Annotated in this window: 23 protein-coding genes and 5 tRNA genes; 9 read left to right on the top strand and 19 right to left on the bottom strand. The window is 38.7% G+C overall.

What is annotated here, in order from left to right; all coding sequences use genetic code 11:
* The first annotated feature begins 213 nt into the window (after positions 1-213).
* From AC27HL_RS08785 to hmpA, 3 genes are all read left to right on the top strand, one after another.
* Positions 214-486, top strand: coding sequence for a hypothetical protein (locus AC27HL_RS08785; RefSeq protein ID WP_487080593.1), 273 nt, complete (start codon positions 214-216; stop codon positions 484-486).
* Between the two features lies 1 nt (position 487).
* Positions 488-1,759, top strand: a complete 1,272-nt coding sequence (locus AC27HL_RS08780) for an NnrS family protein (protein ID WP_487080592.1) — start codon at positions 488-490, stop codon at positions 1,757-1,759.
* Positions 1,760-1,862: 103 nt separating this feature from the next.
* Positions 1,863-3,044, top strand: coding sequence for an NO-inducible flavohemoprotein (gene hmpA / locus AC27HL_RS08775; RefSeq protein WP_487080591.1), 1,182 nt, complete (start codon positions 1,863-1,865; stop codon positions 3,042-3,044).
* A gap of 90 nt (positions 3,045-3,134) precedes the next feature.
* On the opposite strand, the gene AC27HL_RS08770 is transcribed toward hmpA, so the two are convergent.
* From AC27HL_RS08770 to pyrG, 5 genes are all read right to left on the bottom strand, one after another.
* Positions 3,135-3,341 carry a membrane lipoprotein lipid attachment site-containing protein gene (locus AC27HL_RS08770; protein ID WP_487080590.1) on the bottom strand — a complete coding sequence of 69 codons (207 nt, stop codon included), beginning with the start codon at positions 3,339-3,341 and terminating at the stop codon, positions 3,135-3,137.
* Positions 3,342-3,456: 115 nt separating this feature from the next.
* A complete protein-coding gene (locus tag AC27HL_RS08765) occupies positions 3,457-3,861 on the bottom strand; it encodes a hypothetical protein (RefSeq protein ID WP_487080589.1) in 405 nt (134 codons plus the stop codon).
* 72 nt (positions 3,862-3,933) lie between these two features.
* Positions 3,934-4,281, bottom strand: coding sequence for a DUF5329 family protein (locus AC27HL_RS08760; RefSeq protein WP_487080588.1), 348 nt, complete (start codon positions 4,279-4,281; stop codon positions 3,934-3,936).
* 239 nt (positions 4,282-4,520) lie between these two features.
* Positions 4,521-5,819, bottom strand: a complete 1,299-nt coding sequence (gene eno, locus AC27HL_RS08755) for a phosphopyruvate hydratase (RefSeq protein ID WP_487080587.1) — start codon at positions 5,817-5,819, stop codon at positions 4,521-4,523.
* Between the two features lie 148 nt (positions 5,820-5,967).
* Positions 5,968-7,605, bottom strand: a complete 1,638-nt coding sequence (pyrG, locus tag AC27HL_RS08750; RefSeq protein WP_487080586.1) for a CTP synthase — start codon at positions 7,603-7,605, stop codon at positions 5,968-5,970.
* A 246-nt stretch (positions 7,606-7,851) separates the two neighbouring features.
* Between pyrG and AC27HL_RS08745 the strand changes: the two genes are divergently transcribed.
* The gene (locus tag AC27HL_RS08745; protein WP_487080585.1) at positions 7,852-8,430 is read left to right on the top strand and encodes a DUF4202 domain-containing protein; all 579 of its coding nucleotides are present in this window, start codon (positions 7,852-7,854) and stop codon (positions 8,428-8,430) included.
* Between the two features lie 8 nt (positions 8,431-8,438).
* On the opposite strand, the gene AC27HL_RS08740 is transcribed toward AC27HL_RS08745, so the two are convergent.
* The 3 genes from AC27HL_RS08740 to AC27HL_RS08730 are packed head-to-tail and all read right to left on the bottom strand — an operon-like array spanning position 8,439 to position 10,792.
* Positions 8,439-8,849, bottom strand: coding sequence for a YbaN family protein (locus AC27HL_RS08740; protein ID WP_487080584.1), 411 nt, complete (start codon positions 8,847-8,849; stop codon positions 8,439-8,441).
* 52 nt (positions 8,850-8,901) lie between these two features.
* The gene (locus AC27HL_RS08735) at positions 8,902-9,909 is read right to left on the bottom strand and encodes an ABC transporter permease (RefSeq protein ID WP_487080583.1); all 1,008 of its coding nucleotides are present in this window, start codon (positions 9,907-9,909) and stop codon (positions 8,902-8,904) included.
* A 1-nt stretch (position 9,910) separates the two neighbouring features.
* Positions 9,911-10,792 (bottom strand): ABC transporter ATP-binding protein, encoded by an 882-nt coding sequence (locus AC27HL_RS08730; protein WP_487080582.1) that lies wholly within the window; start codon positions 10,790-10,792, stop codon positions 9,911-9,913.
* Positions 10,793-10,947: 155 nt separating this feature from the next.
* Here AC27HL_RS08730 and AC27HL_RS08725 point away from each other — a divergent pair, with 155 nt between their 5' ends.
* Positions 10,948-11,139 (top strand): hypothetical protein, encoded by a 192-nt coding sequence (locus tag AC27HL_RS08725; protein ID WP_487080581.1) that lies wholly within the window; start codon positions 10,948-10,950, stop codon positions 11,137-11,139.
* 4 nt (positions 11,140-11,143) lie between these two features.
* Complete coding sequence (locus AC27HL_RS08720; RefSeq protein WP_487080580.1) at positions 11,144-11,389, top strand: hypothetical protein; 246 nt, start codon at positions 11,144-11,146, stop codon at positions 11,387-11,389.
* Here AC27HL_RS08720 and AC27HL_RS08715 read toward each other — a convergent pair.
* Positions 11,372-13,576 carry a tRNA(Met) cytidine acetyltransferase TmcA gene (locus AC27HL_RS08715; protein WP_487080579.1) on the bottom strand — a complete coding sequence of 735 codons (2,205 nt, stop codon included), beginning with the start codon at positions 13,574-13,576 and terminating at the stop codon, positions 11,372-11,374. The two genes, AC27HL_RS08720 and AC27HL_RS08715, sit on opposite strands and share 18 nt — an antisense overlap.
* Before the next feature lie 322 nt (positions 13,577-13,898).
* Between AC27HL_RS08715 and AC27HL_RS08710 the strand changes: the two genes are divergently transcribed.
* The 3 genes from AC27HL_RS08710 (at position 13,899) to AC27HL_RS08700 (ending at position 15,733) form a co-directional block, all read left to right on the top strand.
* On the top strand, positions 13,899-14,078 hold the full coding sequence (locus tag AC27HL_RS08710; RefSeq protein WP_487080578.1) for a PA3496 family putative envelope integrity protein: 180 nt from the start codon (positions 13,899-13,901) through the stop codon (positions 14,076-14,078).
* Positions 14,079-14,221: 143 nt separating this feature from the next.
* On the top strand, positions 14,222-14,875 hold the full coding sequence (pdxH, locus tag AC27HL_RS08705; RefSeq protein ID WP_487080577.1) for a pyridoxamine 5'-phosphate oxidase: 654 nt from the start codon (positions 14,222-14,224) through the stop codon (positions 14,873-14,875).
* A 117-nt stretch (positions 14,876-14,992) separates the two neighbouring features.
* Positions 14,993-15,733: a substrate-binding periplasmic protein gene (locus AC27HL_RS08700; RefSeq protein WP_487080576.1), complete on the top strand. Its 741-nt coding sequence runs from the start codon at positions 14,993-14,995 to the stop codon at positions 15,731-15,733.
* 93 nt (positions 15,734-15,826) lie between these two features.
* Here the strand turns inward: AC27HL_RS08700 and AC27HL_RS08695 are convergent, their stop codons facing one another.
* The 10 genes from AC27HL_RS08695 to alaS all read right to left on the bottom strand — a co-directional run bounded on the left by AC27HL_RS08695 (position 15,827) and on the right by alaS (position 24,326).
* Complete coding sequence (locus AC27HL_RS08695) at positions 15,827-16,954, bottom strand: sodium ion-translocating decarboxylase subunit beta (protein WP_487080575.1); 1,128 nt, start codon at positions 16,952-16,954, stop codon at positions 15,827-15,829.
* A gap of 8 nt (positions 16,955-16,962) precedes the next feature.
* Positions 16,963-18,744, bottom strand: coding sequence for a sodium-extruding oxaloacetate decarboxylase subunit alpha (oadA, locus tag AC27HL_RS08690; protein ID WP_487080574.1), 1,782 nt, complete (start codon positions 18,742-18,744; stop codon positions 16,963-16,965).
* A 9-nt stretch (positions 18,745-18,753) separates the two neighbouring features.
* Positions 18,754-19,026: an OadG family transporter subunit gene (locus AC27HL_RS08685; protein WP_487080573.1), complete on the bottom strand. Its 273-nt coding sequence runs from the start codon at positions 19,024-19,026 to the stop codon at positions 18,754-18,756.
* Positions 19,027-19,595: 569 nt separating this feature from the next.
* Positions 19,596-19,672: transfer RNA gene (locus AC27HL_RS08680), tRNA-Arg, on the bottom strand.
* Positions 19,673-19,893: 221 nt separating this feature from the next.
* Positions 19,894-19,970, bottom strand: a tRNA-Arg gene (locus AC27HL_RS08675).
* Positions 19,971-20,296: 326 nt separating this feature from the next.
* A tRNA-Arg gene (locus tag AC27HL_RS08670) sits at positions 20,297-20,373 on the bottom strand.
* A gap of 111 nt (positions 20,374-20,484) precedes the next feature.
* Positions 20,485-20,561 (bottom strand) — tRNA-Arg (locus tag AC27HL_RS08665).
* 144 nt (positions 20,562-20,705) lie between these two features.
* Positions 20,706-20,797 (bottom strand) — tRNA-Ser (locus AC27HL_RS08660).
* Between the two features lie 207 nt (positions 20,798-21,004).
* Entirely contained in the window at positions 21,005-21,202 is a 198-nt protein-coding gene (gene csrA, locus AC27HL_RS08655) for a carbon storage regulator CsrA (protein WP_487080572.1), read from the bottom strand.
* Between the two features lie 499 nt (positions 21,203-21,701).
* Positions 21,702-24,326, bottom strand: coding sequence for an alanine--tRNA ligase (gene alaS / locus AC27HL_RS08650; protein ID WP_487080571.1), 2,625 nt, complete (start codon positions 24,324-24,326; stop codon positions 21,702-21,704).
* Between the last annotated feature and the right edge of the window lie 10 nt (positions 24,327-24,336).

The raw sequence follows: 24,336 nt of genomic DNA, 5'->3' as shown, positions 1-24,336 counted from the left end.
TCACACCAAAAGTAACACATAAGTGTCAATTTGACTACAAAATAAAGAAGTCACTTTGACTACAAAAATTTCTCATAAAAAAACTAATCACTTGATAAATATAAAATTTAATCTTTTGGCACTGGCTTTGCTAAATCACAGATAAACAGTTCGGCATTAACAAATTAGCATTATGTTCAATGTCCGACGCTAGCAGATAAGCTTGGAGGCAACATGTATTCACAGTTTTTTATTTCACAACAACTGCCAGAGATTGAAAACGCACTTAATTTTCAAAAGTGTCTGATTGTAGGTAACTACATGATGCTGATATCGCTCGTCATCATTTCACTAAGCATTGCAATTACTTTTGTATTCGATGATCACTTTGGCATGGCAATACAAATTTCTGGTCATATCGCAACTATCATTTCTGCTGGCACATTAAAGCTTGGTTATGTCATACGCTGCGTAGCGTTACATGCTTTTGGGAAAAGAGACTTTTAAGATGTTTAATATTCAAGATAGCGAACTTATACAGCTCAATCACGAACAACACCAAAGCTCACTAGATAAAATTCACCAACATCCAGCGCTAGATTTACCCTTTAGAAGCTATTTTCTTACTGCCGTCTTATGTTCTATTTTCGCACTGACATTTTGGGGCGCTTTTCTAAATGGCTTTATCAATATAAGTTTTAGCCAACTTTCCCCAAGCACTTGGCACATTCATGAAATGCTGTTTGGCTTTGCAGCAACGGTTGCTGTAGGTTTTATTTTAACAGCAGCACAAACATGGACAGGTAAAGCAAGCATTAAAGGCTTAGCAGTATTAAGTTTTATCACGCTTTGGCTAATAGTGAGAGTGTGTTTGGCAATGAGCATAGTTACCGAAAATGAAATCAATCAATCATTATTTTTATATACAGCGATTGCCTTGCAGTCAATTTGGTGGCTTGGTTCAATTTTAGTGTTTACTAAATTAGTGCTTAGCAGTAAAAACCATCGCAACTACATTTTCATCCCATTACTTATGGCCTTAATGCTAACAAATATTAGCTTATTAGTTTTAGATGTTAATGGCTATAAAGCGCTTAGTTTGCATGTTGCAAGAACGGCTGTTTTGCTATTTTGTATACTCATGGGCGTGCTTGGTGGCCGCGTCATTCCATTTTTCACCGTTTCAGGTGCAAAAACTTCCGCGATACAACAACCTACATGGCTTACCCCGTTAATTACCACGTTATCGTTACTGGGAATACTGGTGTTTTTTAGTGGCTACTTTATTCAACTACCTTTTACACCAGCCACTTTAATGATCAGCGCTGGTATCGCGCATTTGATCCGCCTCTGTTATTGGCGCACAGCATCAACTTTGCAAATTTCATTACTTTGGTCTTTGCATTTATCTTATTTCTCACTTGGCCTAGGGCTAATATTGTTGGGTGCAAGTTATTTATTTGTCGTGGCAAGCGCTTTTTACATTAGCTTTTCAGATGCAATTCATGTCATCACTATAGCCGCCATGGGTTTAATGATATTTGCCATGATGTCGCGAGTATCGCTAGGTCATACAGGAAGAGCTTTATTGCCACATAAATTAGTAAGCTGGATATTCTTATTAATTTTTATCAGTGCAATCACTCGTGTATTAATGCCAATGTTTCAGCACTCACTACTTGGATGGAATATTAGCTTATCAGCTTGGTTAGTTGCCGCTAGCCTATTTTTAATTATTTATTTTCCGATGCTAACCAAGCCAAAGCGTAGCCGTTTTTAATATCACGCTAACCATTTACAACGAACTAAACCAAATTCAATACAGCCTATGAATATTAAAATTCCATAGGTTACTTTCTCATTCAGTTAATTTAGGAGTAACAATGCTAACTGACAAACACATCAACATCATTAAAAGTACTATTCCACTATTAGAAAATGCGGGGCCTGCTATAACCGCACACTTTTATCAACGTATGTTCAATAGTAACCCAGAACTTCAAGATATTTTCAACATGTCGAATCAACATACAGGCCGCCAGCAAGTAGCATTGTTTGAAGCGATAGCTGCTTATGCAAAAAACATTGAAAATTTGAGTGTATTAACCACGGCCGTAGAACGTATCGCGCAAAAGCACACCAGTTTTAATATACAAGCTGAGCATTACGCGATTGTTGGCCATCATTTAATTGAAACCCTACGAGAACTTGCCAGTGAAGCATTTACCGCAGAAGTCGAAGAAGCATGGACTCAAGCCTACCAGTTTTTAGCGAGCATTTTTATTAACCGTGAATCAGAACTATATCAACAACGAGCAGCAGAAATTGGCGGTTGGAAAGGCGCTAGAGCATTTAAAGTTATTGATAAAATTGTCGAGTCGGAACTGGTTAAAAGTTTTGTTTTTGCTCCAGTCGACCAACAAGCGGTTATTGGCTTTACGCCCGGGCAATATTTAGGGCTTGAAGTTCACCCTACCGGCAATGACTATAAAGAAATTCGCCAATATTCATTGTCAGACAAGGCAAACGGTAAAACTTACCGTATTTCAGTAAAACGAGAGCAATTAGGCGTTCCAGGTAAAGTATCTAACTACTTGCACGATGCGGTTAACGTTGGCGACGAAGTACAGTTATACGCACCAGCTGGCGATTTTTTCTTTGTTGATCGTCAAACACCTACCGTGCTCATTTCTGCAGGTGTGGGGATTACTCCCATGCAAGGTATGTTAGAAACATTAGCAGATAATAATCATAATCAACCAGTGCATTTTTTACATGCCTGTGAAAGTAGCGAGCAGCATTCATTTTCACAACGCACAAGCGAATTAGTTAAGCAAAATAACTGGCAACAAAATATCTGGTATAGAAATGAAGAGGCAGAGCAAGCTCATATTAGCAATGGCATGATGGATTTATCGGCCGTTGACTTACCTACTGAAAAAGGTAATTTCTACTTATGTGGCCCTATTGGGTTTATGCAATTTGCTAAACAGCAATTGCTAAAACTAGGTGTCGGAGAAAGTAATATACATTATGAAGTATTTGGCCCTCACGCTGCGTTATAGTTACTAACGATTAAATTAAAGCCAAACTTAATGTTTGGCTTTAATTAAGATATGTCGGCATAACCGACTATCAAAAAGGTATGAGAAGTATTATTTTTTCGCGATTTCTTTACGTTCTTTTTCATATTCTTCAAACGACTTTTTATCGCTACTTACGCAGTCATTATATTGCGGTGCAGTCCTAGACTCTTTAATACACTCACTTTTTTGATAGTCTTGCCCCACTTGATAAAGTTGCTTATTGCTACAAGCTGTTAATGCAAGTACTACGAACGCAAAAAATATAATGTTTTTCATAATATGCCTTAAGTGAACGTGATAAATAAATAATAATTAAGCTCGCTAAATATGACGGGTAAAACGCGATTAAGTTCATATCACCTCAATTATTCAATTTCAGCTCAAGCCGTTATTACAGTGAAGCGTCAGTACTTATCGACAAAATAGGGAACTTATTCTCACCAAATGAAACGGTAATTGACTGTGTTTCCTGCCCTTCAAAACTTACTTTAAATGCTAGCGGACTTTGACGTTTTCCGTCAGCAAACAAAGCCATTAAATGCTCGTGTTCAAGAATTCGGCTACCAGAGGAAGTATTATTTAAAGTAATTACTGCCCAGCGTTCACCTAAGTCGTTACTCATGACAACATAGTTCATCAATTCAAAGTCACTGGCCTTGGGCTTAATATTTTTATCGTTAGGAAAAACTAACTCCAGATTATTTGAGATGACTCTATCAACGGACAAAGCTTCAAATTCGTCAGCATAAGTTGAAAACGACAATAATATAAATACCAAAAGTAAAAGTTGATACACGTTATCTCTCCATAGTTTTAAACTGTGAGTATTACTAACAGCATATGATTAACAACAAGCAAAAAAGTTGCATTATCTATGCGTACTTCGAAACGCTTTCAGTTCACTAAGCAGCCATTCTTGGCTTTTTACCACAGCTTTATTTGCACAATGAATTTTATAATATTTACCTGACATTTTACTTTTAGTCGCAGAGTATTTAATAAAGTCTTCTGTCGACTTAATATCATCAGCGTAATATTGATATTTTTTGTTAATATGCTCTACCGCTTCTGCACCTGTATGCAAAGTGCCATTGCGCTCATATTTACATTCGGTCGTTTCGACAAACTTCAAAAGGTGAGCAATTTCATCTTGTGTAGATGCAAAGACATTAAAAGAAAGTAATGAAAGTAGAATTGTGATTGCTTTAAAGCCCAACTGCTTAACTCCGTATTGCATTAATGCAAAATAATATACATAACTTAGATTACCTACTCAACAAGTCAGTAGTAACAAAAAAGCCACTCATTTGAGTGGCTTTTAAATTTCTATCATTGCTAAGTAATCAGTAAACTTGTCGCTAATTATTTCAAGAACAATGCGGTTACACGGAGCTGACAAGTGTCAGTGAGTATAACCAAAGCGGTTATTGAATTTAATTAGCAAAAAGGTTGTGATTACTGGCCTTTAACTTCAGACAAGCCATTAAACACAGCTTTATCACCTAAGTACTCTTCAATACGTAATAATTGGTTGTACTTAGAAACACGGTCTGAGCGACATAGCGAACCAGTTTTAATTTGGCCAGCAGCTGTACCTACCGCTAAATCAGCAATGGTTGCATCTTCAGTTTCACCTGAACGATGTGAAATAACCGCAGTAAAGCCTGCGTCTTTTGCCATTTTAATTGCTGCTAAGGTTTCAGTTAATGAACCAATTTGGTTGAACTTGATTAAGATAGAGTTACCAATACCTTGCTCAATACCACGCGCTAAAATCTTCGTATTAGTTACGAACAAGTCATCACCAACGATTTGAACTTTATCACCGATTAATTTTGTTTGATAAGCAAAACCATCCCAGTCTGACTCATCTAAACCATCTTCAATTGAAACAATTGGGTATTCTTCACATAGGCTAGCTAAGAAGTCTGAGAATTCATTAGCCGTAAATTGCTTGCCTTCGCCTGTCAGGTCGTAAATACCTTTTTCTGCGTTATAGAATTCAGACGCGGCACAATCAAGCGCTAATGTTACGTCTTTACCTAGTTCGTAACCTGCAGCAGCAGTTGCTTCTTTAATTACTGCTAGTGCATCAGCATTTGACTCAAGATTTGGCGCAAAACCACCTTCATCACCAACCGCTGTGTTCATACCTTTTGCTGAAAGAACTTTTTTCAAGGCATGAAAAATTTCCGCGCCCATACGTAAGGCTTCTTTAAAGCTCTTTGCACCAACCGGCTGAACCATAAATTCTTGAATATCAACGTTGTTATCAGCGTGCTCACCACCATTAATAATATTCATCATAGGTAATGGTAACGAGTACTGGCCTGACGTACCGTTAAGATCAGCAATGTGCTCAAATAACTGTACTTTCTTTTCCATTGCCGCCGCTTTAGCGTTTGCTAAAGATACCGCTAAAATGGCGTTAGCACCGAAATTTTCTTTATTTTCAGTGCCATCAAGATCAATCATTATTTTATCAATGTTTGCTTGTTCAAGAGCGTTTTGACCTTTAAGTGCGTTAGCAATATCGTTATTAACAGCAGCAACGGCTTTTAACACGCCTTTACCTAAATAACGTGCTTTGTCGCCGTCACGTAATTCTAGTGCTTCACGAGAACCGGTTGATGCACCAGAAGGAGCAGCAGCTCGACCCCAAGCACCTGATTCTAAATACACATCCGCTTCAACAGTTGGGTTACCGCGAGAATCCATGATTTCGCGAGCGATAATTTTACTAATATTCGACATTATGTTCCCTATTCCTTACTAACTGCGCATGGCAGGTTATTAACGATAAATTAAATTTTAAATAAAGGTTGTTTTTAGCGAATACAAAAACATTTGTAGACTAAAAACAAAACCGCAGCAAATAGCTACGGTTTTTAATTAGTTTGATTTAACTTGATTGCTGTTTTTGATGCTCAAATGATGCAGCAATAAAGCCTTCAAATAATGGGTGGCCATCGCGCGGAGTTGAATTAAACTCAGGATGGAACTGCCCAGCAATAAACCATGGATGATTTGGATTTTCTATCACCTCAACTAAGGTTTTATCCGTAGATAACCCCGAGAATACTAAGCCTGCTTTGCTTAATTGTTCACGGTAGTTATTATTTACCTCAAAACGGTGACGGTGTCTTTCATAAATGGTTTCACTGCCATATACGTCATACGTTTTGGTACCTTTCACAATATGGCACAATTGTGAGCCTAAACGCATAGTGCCGCCTAAGTCTGAGTTAGCATCGCGATATTCAATTTTACCTTCTTCGTCTAACCACTCATTGATTAAACCTACCACAGGGTGAGGCGTTTCTGGGTTGAATTCAGTACTGTGAGCGTCAGTTAAACCTGCAACGTTACGTGCATAGTCAATTAATGCCACTTGCATACCTAAACAGATACCTAAATAAGGTACTTTGTTTTCACGGGCATATTGTGCGGTTAAAATTTTACCTTCAACACCACGCTCGCCAAAGCCACCAGGCACAAGAATCGCATCAAGGTCTTTTAGTACATCAACGCCTTTGGCTTCAACATCTTGTGAATCAACATATTGAATTTTAACTTTTACTTGATTCTTAATACCAGCATGTTTCAATGCTTCGTTGACTGACTTATAAGCATCTGGCAATTCAGTGTATTTACCTACCATACCAATAACCACTTCACCCGCAGGGTTGGCTTCTTGATAAAGCACTTGTTCCCATTCAGTTAAGTCAGCTTCTGGTACATCTAAACCAAAACGTTTAACCACTAATTCATCAGTACCTTGTGACTTAAGTAACGCCGGCACTTTGTAGATAGAATCTACATCACGCATTGAAACAACGGCTTTTTCTTCAACATTGGTAAACAATGAAATTTTAGCGCGTTCATTGGCAGGAATAGTTTGCTCACTGCGACACACTAAAATGTCTGGGAAAATACCAATTGAACGTAGCTCTTTCACTGAATGTTGCGTTGGTTTAGTTTTAATTTCACCCGCAGCGGCAATATAAGGCACAAGCGTTAAGTGCATAAACATAGCACGATCACGACCTAGCTCTACACCTAGTTGGCGAATAGCTTCTAGGAAAGGTTGAGACTCAATATCCCCCACAGTTCCGCCAATTTCAACCATAGCGATATCGTAACCTTCAGCCCCTTCAATTACCCGACGTTTAATGTCGTTAGTAATATGAGGAATAACTTGAATTGTTGCGCCTAAAAACTCGCCTTTACGTTCGCGAGCAAGAATATCTTGATAGATACGGCCCGTAGTGAAGTTATTACGCTTAGTCATTTTGGTACGAATAAAACGTTCGTAATGGCCTAAATCAAGATCTGTTTCTGCACCATCTTCAGTTACAAAAACTTCACCATGTTGAATTGGGCTCATAGTCCCTGGATCAACGTTAATATAAGGGTCAAGCTTTAACATGGTAACTTTTAAACCACGTGCTTCGAGAATTGCCGCTAATGATGCTGCAGCAATACCTTTACCAAGAGACGATACAACGCCGCCAGTAACAAAAATATATCTAGTTGTCATGCGATACCCAGAGTCAGGAAAAACAGAAATTTTGCACTAAATTGATTTAGTTTATGACAAACAAATGAATTTAGTAGGACGGGAAAGCATTATACCGAAAAGGCATGTTCACGACAATATGATCCTGCCATCTAGTTGTACAAAATTTCTTAGTTAATTCTAGTTTTCATAACGAGTGAGTTTTTATCTCATGAAAAACACAGTAAACTGACACTTTATTATTCTTCATAATTAAAAATAAGAACTATGACGCAATTGCAAAACGTATTGGATGCTATCGATAACATCAATAAAAACGATGTGAATATCACCATTGTTGACGGAGTAAACCATCCGAAAGAATTATTGTACGGACAGTACATGTCTACCTGCTTAGAGCAATATTGGCCTGATGCAAACGAGAATCTGCAAATAGCAGTGCGCGCACAACATGTTAAACGCTGGCATTTAAAACGTGCTGACTTTCCACTTGGCAAACAAGGATATTTAACTTGGCGAAAAGAGCTTGGTATTTTTCATGCGGCAACTGCGAAAAATATTATGCTAGAGCAAGGTTATGACGAAGCAACAGCAGAAACCACCGCAGCAATTATTCGTAAAGAAAAATTAAAGTCGAATAGTGATAGTCAAACTTTAGAAGACGTTGCCTGCTTAGTATTTTTACAGTATTACTTTGATGAATTTGCAGCTAAACATACGGAAGAAAAAATTATTCGTATTGTGCAATTAACCTGGCGAAAAATGTCAGCCAAAGGACAAGAAATTGCGCTATCACTAACCTTACCGCCACATTTGGCGCAACTGGTTGCTAAAGCGTTAGCTTAAAACCAGAGTTACTTATTTTCTTCTGGTTTAGCTTGTTCAGGCGCTTCAATTGCTGCTATTTCTGCATTGCCATCTGAAAGTGGTAAGCGCCATAAAAATACAAACGGCCATGCTACTAACGCCACCACCAGCACTTTCAACCATAATGATGGCAAAATATAACACGACCAAAGTGTCGCAATAACAATTGACGTTAACGCGATGACTTTGGCTCGTTTTGGAATGCTGCGAGATTTTTCCCAATGATAAATCATCGGGCCAAACACTTTATTCGCCAAAAGCATTTTATGCATGCGCGGAGAAGACTTAGCAAAACATGCTGCCGCCACCAATAAAAATGGTGTTGTTGGCAGTAATGGCAAAAAAGCCCCTAACGTTGCCAAGCCAACAAAAAATATTCCAGCTATTTTTAATAACATTGCGAACTAAAAATTCCTAAATAAAAACTAAGCCAATTTCACCTAAATATGACTAACGCTCAGTGTTCCAGCTAAACAAATAAGCGCCTAATGTTAGAAAAATTACGCTCATGATCATTAATACCGAAACATGATAGCTAATATCAGCCAATGTCGCCCCTTCGGTTATAATTTTACGGGCCCCGGCCACTAAATGTGTTAATGGTAAAAAGTCGGCAAATACTTTCACGGCATTAGGTGCCCCTTCCAAACTAAACCAAACCCCTGAAAGTAGCATCATAGGCCAAGAACTTAAATTTAATAGCCCGCCAATTAGTTCTTCACTTTTGCTGCGGCTAGCCACTAATAAACCTAAGGTTATTAAACTAAATGCACCTAATATGGCAATAATAAATAAGTCAAAATAGCTGCCAAGCATATAGAAATCAAAAAATAGGTTACAACCAATATACACCACAGATGACATAAACATGACAATAAACAAGCGAGAAACAAGTTGCGCAGAAACAAACTCTAAAGCCGACAAAGGCGTTGCTTTTAGGCGCTTTAAAACCGCATTTTTACGATAACGTACAATCACGTAACCCACACCAAATAAGCAGCTAAACATCATGTTCATTCCAAGAATGCCGGGTAAAACCCAGTCAACATAACGTATTTTTCTGCCTTGTGTTTCAATACGTTGAAAATTGTTGTGGTCATTTAAAAAGATTTTTTCCACCAAATAGCTATTCGGAGCACCTTGGTTAACCCAGTACTCTTGCCCATTAAAATCGACCAATAAATCAATACTGTGTTGCTCTAACTTCATTTTCGCTTTTGCGTTATCTTGATAATCAATAAAGGCAATAAATTTTGTCTCTAAAAAACTCGATTGGCTTTGCGCTAAATTAATCACCCCAACTTTGTATACCGCTCGGCCATCTCCTGAAAATACAAATGACAAACCTACCAACAATAAAACGGGGAAAAACAAATTCCAACCAAGCGACGAGCGGTCACGAAAAAACTCAATATTGCGGGCTTTAACCACAGCAAAAAAACGTGAGATATTTATCATTTTATTCCCTTAAAGAATGGCCAGTAAGTTTTAAAAACAAATCATCTAAATTAGGTGACTTTACATGTAAACCTGCCAGTGAAACATTTTCTGCCAGTAACAGCGCAATTGTAGCCTCAACATCGGTTGTGCTAATTTCTACCTGTTGTTCTTGCACTTGCCAATTTAACTGTTGGCACAAGTCTTCGGGCACTTGCTCAACGGGTAAATAGATGAAAACTTCTTTGAAATGTTTATTCAATAACTGGCGTGGCGTGCCGCGCTCAATAACTTTACCGTGGTCCATAATCAACACGTCATCGCACAGTTGTTGAGCTTCATCCATATAATGTGTGGTTAGAACAACAGTTTTATCACGGGCTTTAATGTTTTTGATCAGTTGCCAGAAGTTTCGTCGCGCTTGTGGATCTAAGCCAGTTGTTGGTTCATCAAGAAAAACAATATCAGGATCATTAATTAACGCTAGCGCCAATAGTAATCGCTGTCGTTGACCACCTGAAAGTAAGCGATTATCTCGATCCAAAAACTCACTTAAATCACATAATTCAATGAGTTCTTTATGCGGTACTGTGTTTTCATAAAAAGAAGTAAATAAATCTAAAGTTTCTTTTACCGTTAAAAAGTCTTGCAAGGCAGTATTTTGAAACTGAATGCCTATTTGTTGCGACATTGACTCGTCAACAGGTTTATCGTTATAAAAAACTTGCCCTTGAGTTGCCTTAATAATGCCTTCCATTATTTCAATGGTGGTGGTTTTACCAGCGCCATTTGGCCCTAGTAAACCAAAGCAAACGCCTTTATTTATCGAAAAGTTAATATGGTCAACTGCAATAACATCTTTATAACTTTTGGTAAGATTCTCCACCCGAATAACTTCTTGCATAGCGCACCTCAATAAATTTCTAAATTTCATTTTAACGACTAAGAAACAAGATTAATACTGTATTGACAATATTTTACAAATGATAATAATTATCATTTGCATTGGTTATGAATTTAAACTAAGGTTTAAAAAGTCGAGTGAATGAGGAGAAAAACATGGGTATCAGACAAGTAGCCGAAGGCTGCAACAGTACATCACGCGTTGAAATACCAACCACTTTATTAGCACAACTGATCACCTCAGGTGCACTAGCTGGCAATGATTGTCGTTGCCTAGATAACAACGCTCGAAAAACGCTATGGCAGTCTTTACTTAATGTCAGTACCAATTTGCGTATCGAGGAATAAACACATGACAACTGAATTACCTATTGCCGACATTGGCTATTTAGAAGCTTGGCTTGAAAGTTTTATAAACAGTTATAGCCACTCTTCAAACAAGCAGCTACTCGCCAAAATTTGCCTCGGCGTTAATGCCGTTATGCAACATGATGATTTTGATCAGCTCGCTGATCGACATTGTAGTTACTATAAAATGAAAAATTATTGGCTATGGCGCTATCAAATAGCGACTCCGCATTTAGCGAGTAAAGTGTAACTCTTGATAATATTTTTTAATTGTCGCCACTAAGTACTGATTAAAAGCTTTTTTCCCGGTAAATCCATATTGTTGGCACACTTGCTCAACACTGTGTTTTTGTAAAACCCGGGTAATAATCGGTAATAACTCAGCGTTAAAATCGTGCAAACAATGTGCGATTAGCCAATGGTGTATACCGAACACACAGCTGCTAAATTGGCGTTTAGCTGAAATAAAGTCTTCAACCATGCGCTTATGCTCATCGTTAAAGCGCTTGGTGTTATTGCTAAGGTTATGATGGAGCACTTGCCATACCATTTGTGCTGGTAAGTGCTTGAATTCATCGGTTAGCCAGTAGTCAAACTGTTGATAAAAACTCTCGGTTATTTGCTTTTGTTTTTCAAGTGCTTGCTTTGTTAGCGGCTTTACCAACAAACACGAATGTTCTCCACTTGCTTTATCTTTGGTAAAGCCTATACGTGCTAGCGAGTAACCAGATTGCTGCCAAAAACTCAACAAGCCGGCATTGCCAGCAAAACTTGAACCAATAAAGTCAATATCATCACTTTGTAGCCGTTGCTCAATTTGCCCAAGAAAGTGCCCACCTAAGCCTTGATCTTGAAATTGAGGATGAATAGCAATGCGCATTACACGTTGGTAGTGATAATTAAAGCTATCATCAAAACCACAATGGGTAAGTAGCGATTGCGGTAGAAACTGATCTCTTAAGCGCCGCTTGCCAGTACGTACATGCTCAGCAAGTTCAGCATCAACTTGCCCTTCTTTTAGCATCATAGCAACGCCTAACACATCACCTTTATGGGTAAGGGTAAATAGCGATATTGCTGGGTTATTCAACAACAACTTCACATCACTTGGTGAAGTTTGATAGTGTGCAGTTACTAACACACAAAACACCTGTTGCAATAACGCTTCGTCTGCCAATAATTGACTGACTTCCACTTGCTGCACAGTAACCGAAGTCAGTGGTACTTTTTTAACAACTTCATTTGGGTATTTAGGTAATTCGGCATTAAGTAAACAGCTTGAGAAAACAAAACTCTCTAGCGGGTCATTTGACGCCCAGCGAATAGGTTCATGAATATGAAATTTTCGCCACTGAGGTCGTAAGCTGTTAAGTACTTGCCGAAACTTGATACTAAAACCTCGCCCTGCACCTTCATAACCATGTACAGTAGAAGAGAAAACCAAACGATGGTAGCTTTCTAATAATTGCCGCAACAAATAAACCGGAAATGCCGCTGCTTCATCAACCATAACCACATTGGCACTCGGTTGTTGTAAAAGAATTTTATCAATCGGCAAAAATATTATTACGCCATTTTCATGCTCAATACGATTACTATTTACTTCGACTTCAGGTAACTGGCGTTTAACCTGCTGAAAAAAAACATTCAGCGCTTGCCGGCTTGTCGCGGTAATTACAATATCAATATTTTGTCTGCTATTGACTAACAATTGACAAGCTGCAATTGCCATTGCCGACGATTTACCACGCCCACGATCAGCCGTTAGCACTAACGGCCTATCTCTATGGCCATGCACAACCTTTAATATGGCATCAACAGCTAGCACTTGCTCTTGTGTTTTGCAATCGTATGATAATGACCTATTGGCGGGTAACAAGTGCTTAGGTGCTTGTAATTTTTTATCATTTGAAGTGATGACTAATGGTGCATTTTGCCTAATAATGTGGCTATTGCCGCCTTTAAGTAATTGCCAAAAACGCTGTAAAAAATTATCTAGCTGTGGCAACTCAACTTTTTCTTTATCGCTATCTGTTGTTATTGTTAAAACCAATACCCCACCAGCAACGATAGTACCTGAAAGCGCAGCAAAGGCATCAAGGTCGAAATCACTTTCAATACCGTTATTATCGTCACCACGAGCTAACGGGAGTACAACAAGCTGCTGTTCTGTCCCTAAATACTGATGATAGTTTTTGCAATTAACACTAAGCAACAGCTCATTGACTTGTATGGATTTCTCATCTTGAAAGCAAAGGCCGCAAACTGCGGCTGAGTTAGCAGTTGTTAACACGGTATCGGTTAAGCACAAAATTGACGATATTTGCTGCTTTAGCCAATAGTTTTCACCTATTAAAACCACGAGATTTCGCCAATGATTATGCACAGCATTTTGGTTTAGCTGCTTATACCAATGAGAAAATTCGTCGTTTGACATCAATGTGGCTACCTAAATGAGTTTCGCTGCTAAGTCTATCAGAGCACTCGCAAAAGCTAAATATCTCCTGTCGCTATAAATCCGCATAGAAAGTAATCATCTAACTTTTTTAACTAACTTTTTTGTTGAAATGAAAAAATATTTAGTTGAAAATTCTGAGCAAGTTGCCTATGTTCAATTTATACAAGCTAGCGTTATTCATAAAAATTATGAGTTACTGCTATTCGAGATATTCAAATGTAAAAAGTTGATGCATTATTGGCAATGAAAGCCACTATTTATTGTAATTGCAGCGTAGCTGTAAAAGCCGTAGGTATAAAAAATGAACGATGAATTAACAAATGATATAACCCCTTCAGTAGATCAACAAAATTATGATAAAGACCTGCCTAAAGGAGAAAAGGCAACACATAATTCAGAAGTGAGAAAGCGTATTGATGATCTACTTGAAAAAAAACGCTTAAAAGAACTTTTAGATGACTCCGATGATTGGGATATTTAATAGCTTAAGAATCACACATTTCCATGTCAGTAGCAGTATTCAATATAGCAAAATTATCTAGACATTTTTACTGTCGAATATTTGTTTTTAGCCTAAAACTGATATCATGGCAAAAACATCAATAAAGTTTATCTATCCTCAATATGACGCTATTTGAAAAACTACGTTGCTTATTCACTTTTGGGCAAGGGGTAGCACTACCTCTGCCTAAAATAGATGATTATGCAGAGCCACACTCTTTATTCAAGTTATGGTTTGATGATGCCAATAAATCTGGCATTTTATTACCAGAAGCCGTTTCGGTTAGCAGTGTAAACACTAACGGGCAACCTAGCTCTCGCATGGTATTGCTGAAAGAATTCGATAACGATGGTTTCGTTTTTTATACCAATTATGGTAGTCGAAAAAGTAACGAATTGTCCGACAATGATAAAGTTGCCTTATTATTCCACTGGAATGTTTTACAACGTCAAATTCGTATTGAAGGCTGTGTAGAAAGAGTTTCATCGGAGCAGTCTGCTCGTTACTTCCATAGTCGAGATCGCGGAAGCCAAATCGGAGCGTGGGCATCACGACAAAGTCAGAAGGTTCAAACTGAAACCGAGCTCGCCGAAAAAGTTGATTACTACACGAAAAAATTTGCCGGCAAAGAGGTTCCTTTGCCTGAATTTTGGGGCGGCTGGCGCGTCAAGCCAAACTATTTAGAGTTTTGGCAAGGCAGAGCAAATCGTTTACATGATCGAGTATGCTTTGAAAAGTCTAATTCTGGTTGGCAAAATTTTAAATTACAGCCTTAACCTAACATGTAATTTCGCCCTATTTACGTAACGGTTAATAGGGCATTACGGTATAAAATTGGCATCTAGATAACAGCATGCTATCTTGACCTTATCTAAAAGTACCTAGGTAAAATAGTGAAGTTATTAAGTATTACTGGATTGCTTGCAATTACTTGGATATCTCCACTGTTTGCAAAAAGTATCAACGTTGGCTTTGAGCCCTTCCCTCCTATGATAACTGAAAATGGCGAAGGTCATGTTATTGACATGCTTAATGCCATTGAACAAGTTTCAGATTTTAAGTTCAACATTAAAATTATGACCTATGGTCGCGCTAAGCTCGCGTTGAAAAACAACCAGCTAGATCTAATCGGACTAACACCTCAACAATTAGAAACAGACGAATTTTATCGCTACGCCCATGATTTAAATTGGAACATAGCTGCCCACGTCGATATTTTTTCACACCAAGATGCTGCATTTGATATTGCAAAGATTTCAAATGCAAGCATAGGAACACTCATTGGCAATGCGGATTTTTTCTCACAGTTATTGGCGATTCCCCGAGAGAAGTTTGTCGAAGTTACCAATTTAGATCAGTTAGTCAAAATGTTAGCAAAAGGACGGCTTGAGTTTGCCACCTTTGAGCGTATTGCCATGATGAGCACCATTAAACGCTTACAAATTGAAAATATACACTATCAAAAATTTGGTGTAATCCCTGCCAGCATGGCAGTAGCCAATAACGCTCAGGGGCTAGCCTTAAAACATCAACTTGATGAGCTATTACAGAAAGTTACCATCAACTTAACGGATCCACAAATACACTATTACCGCAACTTACCAAGCAGTGGCGAAGTAAATATCGGCAAATAACGTAAACATTAAAAACCAACAACACAAATAGCAAAAAGGGAGCATTAGCTCCCTTTTATTTATGTTAGTTCCACAACCTTTATCAGCTAAAAGTTAGCCAACTAATGCCAGTAGAATACCCGCTGCAACAGCAGAGCCTAATACCCCGGCAACATTTGGTCCCATCGCGTGCATTAACAAGAAATTGTGTGGGTTGGACTCTAAACCAACCTTATTGGCAACACGTGCCGCCATAGGAACTGCAGAAACACCTGCGGCACCAATTAATGGGTTCACTTTTTCTTTCGACAATTTATTCATTAATTTTGCCATTAACACACCAGCCGCTGTGCCAATTGAAAACGCCACGGCACCTAGCGCTAAAATTCCGAGTGTTTTTGTATTTAAGAACTGCTCAGCACTTAATTTAGAGCCAACACCTAAACCTAAGAATATGGTCACTATATTAATTAATTCATTCTGGGCTGTTGAACTTAAACGATCGACCACACCACATTCACGCATCAAATTACCTAAACAAAACATCCCCACTAGCGGTGTTGCTGCTGGTAAAAAGAATATTGTCATTAGTAACACACCTAGCGGGAAAATAATCTTTTCAATTCTAGTAACATGACGCAACTGGGCCATTTCTATTTTACGTTCATCTTCCGTAGTTAACGCACGCATAATTGGCGGCTGAATAATAGGAACCAAAGCCATATAAGAATATGCGGCTACAGCAATAGCACCAAGTAAATCAGGTGCAAGTTTTGACGCTAAAAATATCGCTGTCGGACCATCAGCACCACCAATAATCGCAATCGCTGACGCATCTTTCATGGAAAAGTCTAAACCGACGAAGTTCAAGGCTATCGCACCAAACAAGGTCGCGAAGATACCAAATTGAGCAGCCGCACCAAGTAGCAAGGTTTTGGGGTTAGCAATTAAGGCGCCAAAATCCGTCATTGCCCCTACGCCCATAAAAATCAGCAAAGGGAATATGCCAGTATCAATACCTGCGTAATAAATATAATGCAACAAGCCACCAACTTCAGAGAAACCAGCAACAGGAATGTTAGTTAAAATAGCACCAAAGCCCATCGGCACTAACAATAAAGGCTCAAAGTTTCGAGCTATAGCAAGGTATAACAAGCCACAGCCTACTAACATCATGATGACCTGACCTAGCTCAAAATTTGCTAGGCCAGTCGACATCCACAATACGTTTAATGATTCCATGAGTTATCCTATGACAAGCTTAACAAGGTATCGCCAACGGCAACTGAGTCGCCTTCTCTGGCATGAATAGCTGTTACTTCACCCGCTTTACTTGCGCGAATTTCAGTTTCCATTTTCATTGCTTCCATAATGATAACCACATCACCTTCAGCAACTTCATCACCTTCGTTTACTAAAACTTTAAAGATATTACCTGCCAGCGGAGCATTTAACGGTTCATCATTACTGGTACTAGCTACAGGAGTAGTATTTACGTTAGAGGCTTGAATAGAATCAATTGAGCCACCAGGTGCAACGACAACGTCAAACACTTTACCATCAACACTTACCGCATAACTTTCTGGAGCTGATTGCACACCGCTGGCTGCGGGAGCTACTGCTGGCGCTTTAACTTCTGAGCCGGTTCCTGGTGCCGGTTCAAAGGCATCAGGGTTATTTCGATTTTCTAAGAACTTCAGACCAATTTGCGGGAACAATGCGTAAGTTAAAACATCGTCAATAGTGTCTTCCGCTAGTGTAATATTTTTCTCATCTGCAAGTTGTTGTAACTCAACTGAAAGTTTATCCATTTCAGGATCAAGCATATCTGCTGGACGACAAGTAATGGCTTCAGCACCATCGAGCACTCGTGCTTGCAACTCAGGGTTTACCGCATCAGCAGTTACACCATATTCACCTTTAAGAACGCCCGCAGTCTCTTTGGTAATCGATTTATAACGCTCACCCGTTAGTACGTTTAACACCGCCTGTGTTCCAACAATTTGCGACGTTGGCGTTACCAATGGAATATAACCTAGGTCTTTTCTAACTTTTGGAATTTCCGTCAATACATCATCTAACTTATCAGCAGCACCCTGCTCTTTTAGCTGACTTTCCATATTGGTTAACATGCCGCCAGGTACTTGCGCTAATAGAATTCTTGCATCTATACCGCGTAAGCTACCTTCAAACTGAGCATATTTTTCACGAACATCTCTAAAGTATGCGGCAACTTCAGCAAGCTTAACCATATCAAGACCAGTATCGCGTTCTGTACCTTCCACAATCGACACAATAGTTTCTGTTGGTGAATGGCCATAAGTCATACTCATCGACGATATTGAGGTGTCTATCACATCGATATCTGAATCAATAGCTTTCATGTGCGTTGCAACACTTAAACCTGTTGTTGCATGACAATGCATGGCGATAGGAAGAGCAACCGTTTCTTTTAAACGGCTAACAAGCTCAGCAGCATCATATGGTTTTAATAAACCCGCCATATCTTTAATACATAATGAATGTGCGCCCATATCTTCGAGTTGCTTGGCCATAGTTAGCCAACCCTCTAACGTGTGTACTGGGCTTTCTGTATAACTTAATGTGCCTTGCGCATGCGCACCTACTTTGACTGCAGCCTTAATCGCCGTTTGTAAATTACGAACGTCATTCATTGCATCGAAAATTCGAAATACGTCAATACCATTAATATGAGCACGTTCAACAAACTTCTCTACAACATCATCAGCATAATGACGATAGCCTAAAATATTTTGGCCTCGAAATAACATTTGTTGTTTTGTTTTTGGCATTGCCTTTTTAAGGGCGCGAATACGCTGCCAAGGATCTTCACCTAAGTAACGAATACATGAGTCAAATGTTGCACCGCCCCATGACTCAATTGACCAATAACCAATATCATCTAATTTAGATGCAATCGGTAACATATCTTCCAAACGTAAGCGCGTAGCAAGCAATGATTGGTGGCCGTCACGTAATACGACTTCAGTTATACCTAGGGGCTTGGTCATGGTCATTTCCTATTTTTGTGCAGAGTGTTGTTGACGATATTGAGTAACAGCAGATGATATTGCTGCAACTACAGCCGGTGAGACACCGCTAGCGTCTTGTTTATTATTATTTTTGTTGCTTGTTCTTTTAGGCTCAGGAATGGCGTCAGGATATTTTTTAGCTAAATTAACTAAAACAAAATTGATAAATACGATCAGTATGCTCAGAAAGGCAAAAACAAATACCATTCCAGCTAACATTAAAGTACCCGCTTCAACAAATAACCCTTGAAGATTTTCCATTTTTATACTCTCAAGCAATTTTTATATAATTAGAATAATCACTCCAATATGTAAAAAGCAAACACATTTTTACAAATTGGTTAAAAAAAATAATGTCAAGCCAAAACAGTACAAAAAACCAGCTAAAATTGATATTTTTTCACTCTTTTTAAATGCAAAATGGTATATCGGCAACATTGTATACAATATCAAAAGCATGAATAGCGGGTATCACACGAGAGAAAATACAAATGATATACAATATCCAATATTTAATAATATAACCATATGGTCAATCAGATTTGCTGAATAAGCAATCAATATGCTAAAACAGCAATTAAAATGTATTCATTAAATAAACAAAATAAAAGGCAATCATGACACCGTAAATAACAAAATGCTACAAAGAAGAATTGTCCGTTAACGATGAAGAATTATTCGTTAACGATGAAACAGCACACTCGAAATTTTCAGCTTGTAATTTACCATGGATATACTCGCACTAGATAAATCAAGTGATTAACACACCAAGTATAGTTTAGGATCCTTGAGACGAAAAAAAACCAGTCGTTAGACTGGTTTTTCTAATGTGGCGGACGCGGCAGGAGTCGAACCTGCGACCGCCTGGTTCGTAGCCAGGTACTCTATCCAGCTGAGCTACGCGTCCGCAATAAACTTAATTTTTTATATCCCCAGTTTAAGAGATAACAAACCTCGCATTTAAAATGCTTCGTAGCCAGCATAATTAGATAATCTATCCAACAGCGCTACACATTCGTGGTCAATCATTATTTTATATCTTGATTCAAGATAGAGCTAAGTCAGTATTTATTTTTTAACTAGCTTTAATAATAGCTAGTCTTAATTGTTTAACCACTTAAAGAAAAGTGGCGGACGCGGCAGGAGTCGAACCTGCGACCGCCTGGTTCGTAGCCAGGTACTCTATCCAGCTGAGCTACGCGTCCGCAATAAACTTAATTTTTTATATCCCCAGTTTAAGAGTTAACGAACCTCGCATTTAAAATGCTTCGTAGCCAGCATAATTAGATAATCTATCCAACAGCGCTACACATTCGCAATAAACTTAATTTTTATATCTCCAGTTTAAGAGATAACGAACCTTGCATTTAAAATGCTTCGTAGCCAGCATAATTAGATAATCTATCCAACAGCGCTACACATTCGCAATAAACTTAATTTTTTATATCGCCAGTTTAAGAGATAGCTTTAATGATACTTATACATTCATTAAAACGAAAAAAAACCAGTCGTTAGACTGGTTTTTCTAATGTGGCGGACGCGGCAGGAGTCGAACCTGCGACCGCCTGGTTCGTAGCCAGGTACTCTATCCAGCTGAGCTACGCGTCCGCGGTCAATCATTATTTTATATCTTGATTCAAGATAGACCTAAGTCAGTATTTAATTTTTAACTAGCTTTAATATTAGCTACTCTTTATTATTTAACCACTTAAAGAAAAGTGGCGGACGCGGCAGGAGTCGAACCTGCGACCGCCTGGTTCGTAGCCAGGTACTCTATCCAGCTGAGCTACGCGTCCATTATAAACCGTTTATTTATATCTCTAGTTTATGAGATAGTGAACTAGATATTATTTACTTAGGTAGACAACCTAGTAAACACTACATACATTCACACTGAACAATTTTAATATCGTTGTTCAAACGATGCCAATCTAAAAGAATGGCGGAGAGGGAGGGATTCGAACCCTCGATCCGGGATAAACCAGATACTCCCTTAGCAGGGGAGCGCCTTCGGCCACTCGGCCACCTCTCCAATGGCTGCGAATGATAAGGGATTAAAAAAATAAGTCAAACTTTTTTTCAGCTTTTATTTAGCTTTTTTAACTGTTTGCTGAGATTTCAAACAACACGCTCGTTTTTCAAACATTAAAGCGTGAAAATATGCTCAGTATGGTGAAATAAATTAAATCCGAAGATCAAAAAAGCCGACATCGTGTCGGCTTTTAATTATGAGAAACAATTAGAATTTGTTCCCTGAGGCTTCGCCCTCTCCTTTTTCAGATTGTATTCTCATATAGATTTCTTCACGATGAACCGAAACTTCCTTTGGAGCATTAACACCAATACGTACTTGGTTACCCTTCACTCCTAACACTGTCACTGTAACGTCGTCTCCGATCATCAGTGTTTCACCAACTCGGCGAGTTAATATTAACATCCTAATTTCCTTTATGTTTAAAAACGAGATCCACTAAATATTTATAAGCTAGTAACAAATTAAATTTAGTCTAATTTTTGCAAAAGTGCACTAAAGATCAAAATAAGTATATAAAATACTTATTAAACATTGAATATTCCTAAAACAATGCCGAAATTTTAATTGCGAACAGAAAATAAGGCAGAGCCCAAATAAACTGCCTTTGCATTCATTAGTGGTTATTTTAACAACCTTGATGAAACAATAAACATCATATTGGTAATTTTTTGTAATTTAAGACAACTTTTTATAAAAAACTATGAATAAATACTTATTGATTTACACTAGGTTAACAAGTGTTATCAATTACCTCGAGAAAGCGGCATTTTCTTGCTAAGATTTTGACCTAAAATTACCAATTCGGTTGTTACACATTTTTCTAGTTCTTGAGCATTAAACAAATAATCACAAAAAAAGGGGCCAAAAAGCCCCTTTTACCGTGTATAGCCTTAACGGCTTATTAACTTAGTTTTTCGGCTAACCAGCTCTGCGCAGCTTCTAATGCGGTCGCTATATTTTCAGGTTGACTACCACCCGCTTGGGCCATATCCGGACGACCACCGCCTTTACCACCCACTTCTTGCGCAGCAACATTAACCAATTCACCAGATTTAACCTGACCAATAAGATCTTTGGTCACACCTGCAATCAAGCTAACTTTTGCACCATTTGCTGTGGCTAATAAAATAATGCCTGAGCCCATTTTATTTTTAAGATCATCCACCATGCCACGTAAAGACTTAGCTTCAACACCGTCAAGGTTAGCAATTAGCGCTTTAACACCATTAAAGTCAACCGCTTGGTTCACCAAATCAGCGCCAGCTTGGCTCGCTAGCTGTTGCTTATATTGTTCAATTTCTTTTTCAAGTTGTTTATTGCGCTGTATAACTTGCTCTACTTTACTTGAAACATTGACAACATCGGCTTTTACCATAGCAGCAATATTGTTTAAGGTTTGCTCTTGTGATTCAAAGTAATTTAACGCGGTTTCACCGGTAACAGCTTCAATACGGCGAACCCCTGCAGCAATACCTGATTCAGATACAATTTTAAATAAACCAATATCACCAGTACGTTCAACGTGTACACCACCACAAAGCTCAGTTGAGAATTCACCAAGCGTAACAACACGTACTTCGTCATCGTACTTTTCACCAAATAATGCCATAGCACCTTTAGCTTTCGCTTCGTCAATTTGCATTAAGTTAGTTTCGCGCGATAAATTGCTACGAATTTGCTCATTTACCATACGCTCTACTTTATTCAATTCTTCTCGGGTCACCCCTTCAAAATGTGAAAAATCAAAACGTAACTTTTCCGCATCACACAATGAGCCTTTTTGCGTAACGTGATCGCCAAGAACCTTACGTAAACTTGCATGTAAAATATGCGTTGCTGTGTGGTTTTTAACGATAGCCGCTCGACGCTCTGTATCTATTTCGGCTTTCACTCGACGATTCAAGCCAATGTTATGACGAGCAATACCTTTGTGAGCAAAAGCATGACCTAATTTGAATGTATCAGAAACTTCAAAAACACCGTCATCAATATGCAGCAAGCCAGAATCGCCCACTTGACCGCCAGACTCAGCATAAAACGGTGTTTTATCAAGCACAACAATACCACTTTCGCCAGCACTCAATTCAGAAACTGAAGCGTCACTATTGAATAACTCAATGACCGTTGAAGACATTTCACTGCGGGTATAACCTTTAAACTCTGTACGGTGATCAGATTTAATCGTGTCATTATAGTCGGTGCCAAATTGACTCGCTTTTTGCGCACGTTCGCGCTGTTGTGCCATCGCTGCATCAAAACCGTCATGGTCAATACGCAATTGACGCTCGCGCGCAATATCTGCTGTTAAGTCAGCTGGGAAGCCGTACGTATCATAAAGCTTAAAGACATCGTCTCCTGAGATAGTATCGCCTTTTAGTTCTGATAAAATATCTTCAAGTAAGGCCATACCACGGTCAAGTGTACGACCAAACTGTTCTTCTTCAATACGTAATATTTTTTCAATAACCGCTTGTTGTTGCACAAGTTCAGGGTACGCTTCACCCATTTGTTTTGCCAAGGATGCGACCAACTTATGGAAGAAAAATGATTTTGCTTCTAATTTGTGACCGTGACGAATTGCTCGGCGAATAATACGACGCAGTACATAACCACGACCTTCATTTGACGGCATAACTCCGTCAGTAATTAAAAAGCTACACGAGCGAATATGGTCAGCGATAACGCGTAAAGATTTATGCTCTACATCATCACATTCAAGAAGTGTGGCAGTATCACGAATTAAACCTTGGAAAATATCAATTTCGTAGTTGCTGTGAACACCTTGCATAATTGCGGCAATACGCTCTAACCCCATACCTGTGTCAACTGAAGGTTTAGGTAAAGCTTCCATAGTACCGTCGGCATGACGGTTGTATTGCATAAAAACTAAGTTCCATATTTCAATAAAGCGATCACCGTCTTCATCTGGTGAGCCAGGAGGACCACCGAATATTTCTTCGCCGTGATCATAAAATATCTCAGAACAAGGACCACATGGGCCGGTATCACCCATAGACCAAAAGTTATCAGACTCGTATTTTTTCTCTGCTGACTTATCACCAATACGAATAATTTTCTCTGCCGGCACACCAATATCATTTAACCAAAAGTTATAAGCTTCATCATCGGTTTCATAAACAGTGACTAAAAGCTTTTCTTTCGGTAGCGCTAAAACTGACGTTAAAAATTCCCATGCATAATGAATTGCATCTTTTTTGAAGTAGTCGCCAAAACTGAAGTTACCTAACATTTCAAAGAAGGTGTGGTGACGTGCGGTATAGCCAACATTTTCTAAATCATTATGTTTACCACCGGCTCGCACACAGCGCTGTGAAGAAGTGGCGCGTGTATAACTACGAACATCGCCACCAAGAAATACATCTTTAAATGGTACCATACCAGCATTAGTAAAAAGTAAGGTTGCATCGTTACCTGGTACTAATGAACTACTAGCAACAATTTGGTGCTGCTTAGAAGCAAAAAAATCTAAAAATGCCTGACGCAATTGGGCACTAGTTTCAATCATGTGAAATTCC

The sequence above is a fragment of the Colwellia aquaemaris genome (assembly GCF_057548755.1).
Note: the sequence above shows the minus strand (reverse complement) of the source record. Positions and strands in the feature narration are given on the sequence as shown.

Bases quoted from the DNA above. Each gene is read 5' to 3' on its own strand.
- alaS (WP_487080571.1), bottom strand. From the start codon at position 24,326: ATGATTGAAACTAGTGCCCAATTGCGTCAGGCATTTTTAGATTTTTTT.
- pyrG (WP_487080586.1), bottom strand. From the start codon at position 7,605: ATGACAACTAGATATATTTTTGTTACTGGCGGCGTTGTATCGTCTCTT.
- AC27HL_RS08725 (WP_487080581.1), top strand. From the start codon at position 10,948: ATGGGTATCAGACAAGTAGCCGAAGGCTGCAACAGTACATCACGCGTT.
- AC27HL_RS08720 (WP_487080580.1), top strand. From the start codon at position 11,144: ATGACAACTGAATTACCTATTGCCGACATTGGCTATTTAGAAGCTTGG.
- hmpA (WP_487080591.1), top strand. From the start codon at position 1,863: ATGCTAACTGACAAACACATCAACATCATTAAAAGTACTATTCCACTA.
- AC27HL_RS08740 (WP_487080584.1), bottom strand. From the start codon at position 8,849: ATGTTATTAAAAATAGCTGGAATATTTTTTGTTGGCTTGGCAACGTTA.
- eno (WP_487080587.1), bottom strand. From the start codon at position 5,819: ATGTCGAATATTAGTAAAATTATCGCTCGCGAAATCATGGATTCTCGC.
- csrA (WP_487080572.1), bottom strand. From the start codon at position 21,202: ATGTTAATATTAACTCGCCGAGTTGGTGAAACACTGATGATCGGAGAC.
- AC27HL_RS08780 (WP_487080592.1), top strand. From the start codon at position 488: ATGTTTAATATTCAAGATAGCGAACTTATACAGCTCAATCACGAACAA.
- pdxH (WP_487080577.1), top strand. From the start codon at position 14,222: ATGACGCTATTTGAAAAACTACGTTGCTTATTCACTTTTGGGCAAGGG.
- AC27HL_RS08695 (WP_487080575.1), bottom strand. From the start codon at position 16,954: ATGGAATCATTAAACGTATTGTGGATGTCGACTGGCCTAGCAAATTTT.
- AC27HL_RS08770 (WP_487080590.1), bottom strand. From the start codon at position 3,341: ATGAAAAACATTATATTTTTTGCGTTCGTAGTACTTGCATTAACAGCT.
- AC27HL_RS08730 (WP_487080582.1), bottom strand. From the start codon at position 10,792: ATGCAAGAAGTTATTCGGGTGGAGAATCTTACCAAAAGTTATAAAGAT.
- AC27HL_RS08745 (WP_487080585.1), top strand. From the start codon at position 7,852: ATGACGCAATTGCAAAACGTATTGGATGCTATCGATAACATCAATAAA.
- AC27HL_RS08785 (WP_487080593.1), top strand. From the start codon at position 214: ATGTATTCACAGTTTTTTATTTCACAACAACTGCCAGAGATTGAAAAC.
- AC27HL_RS08710 (WP_487080578.1), top strand. From the start codon at position 13,899: ATGAACGATGAATTAACAAATGATATAACCCCTTCAGTAGATCAACAA.
- AC27HL_RS08735 (WP_487080583.1), bottom strand. From the start codon at position 9,909: ATGATAAATATCTCACGTTTTTTTGCTGTGGTTAAAGCCCGCAATATT.
- AC27HL_RS08715 (WP_487080579.1), bottom strand. From the start codon at position 13,576: ATGTCAAACGACGAATTTTCTCATTGGTATAAGCAGCTAAACCAAAAT.
- AC27HL_RS08685 (WP_487080573.1), bottom strand. From the start codon at position 19,026: ATGGAAAATCTTCAAGGGTTATTTGTTGAAGCGGGTACTTTAATGTTA.
- oadA (WP_487080574.1), bottom strand. From the start codon at position 18,744: ATGACCAAGCCCCTAGGTATAACTGAAGTCGTATTACGTGACGGCCAC.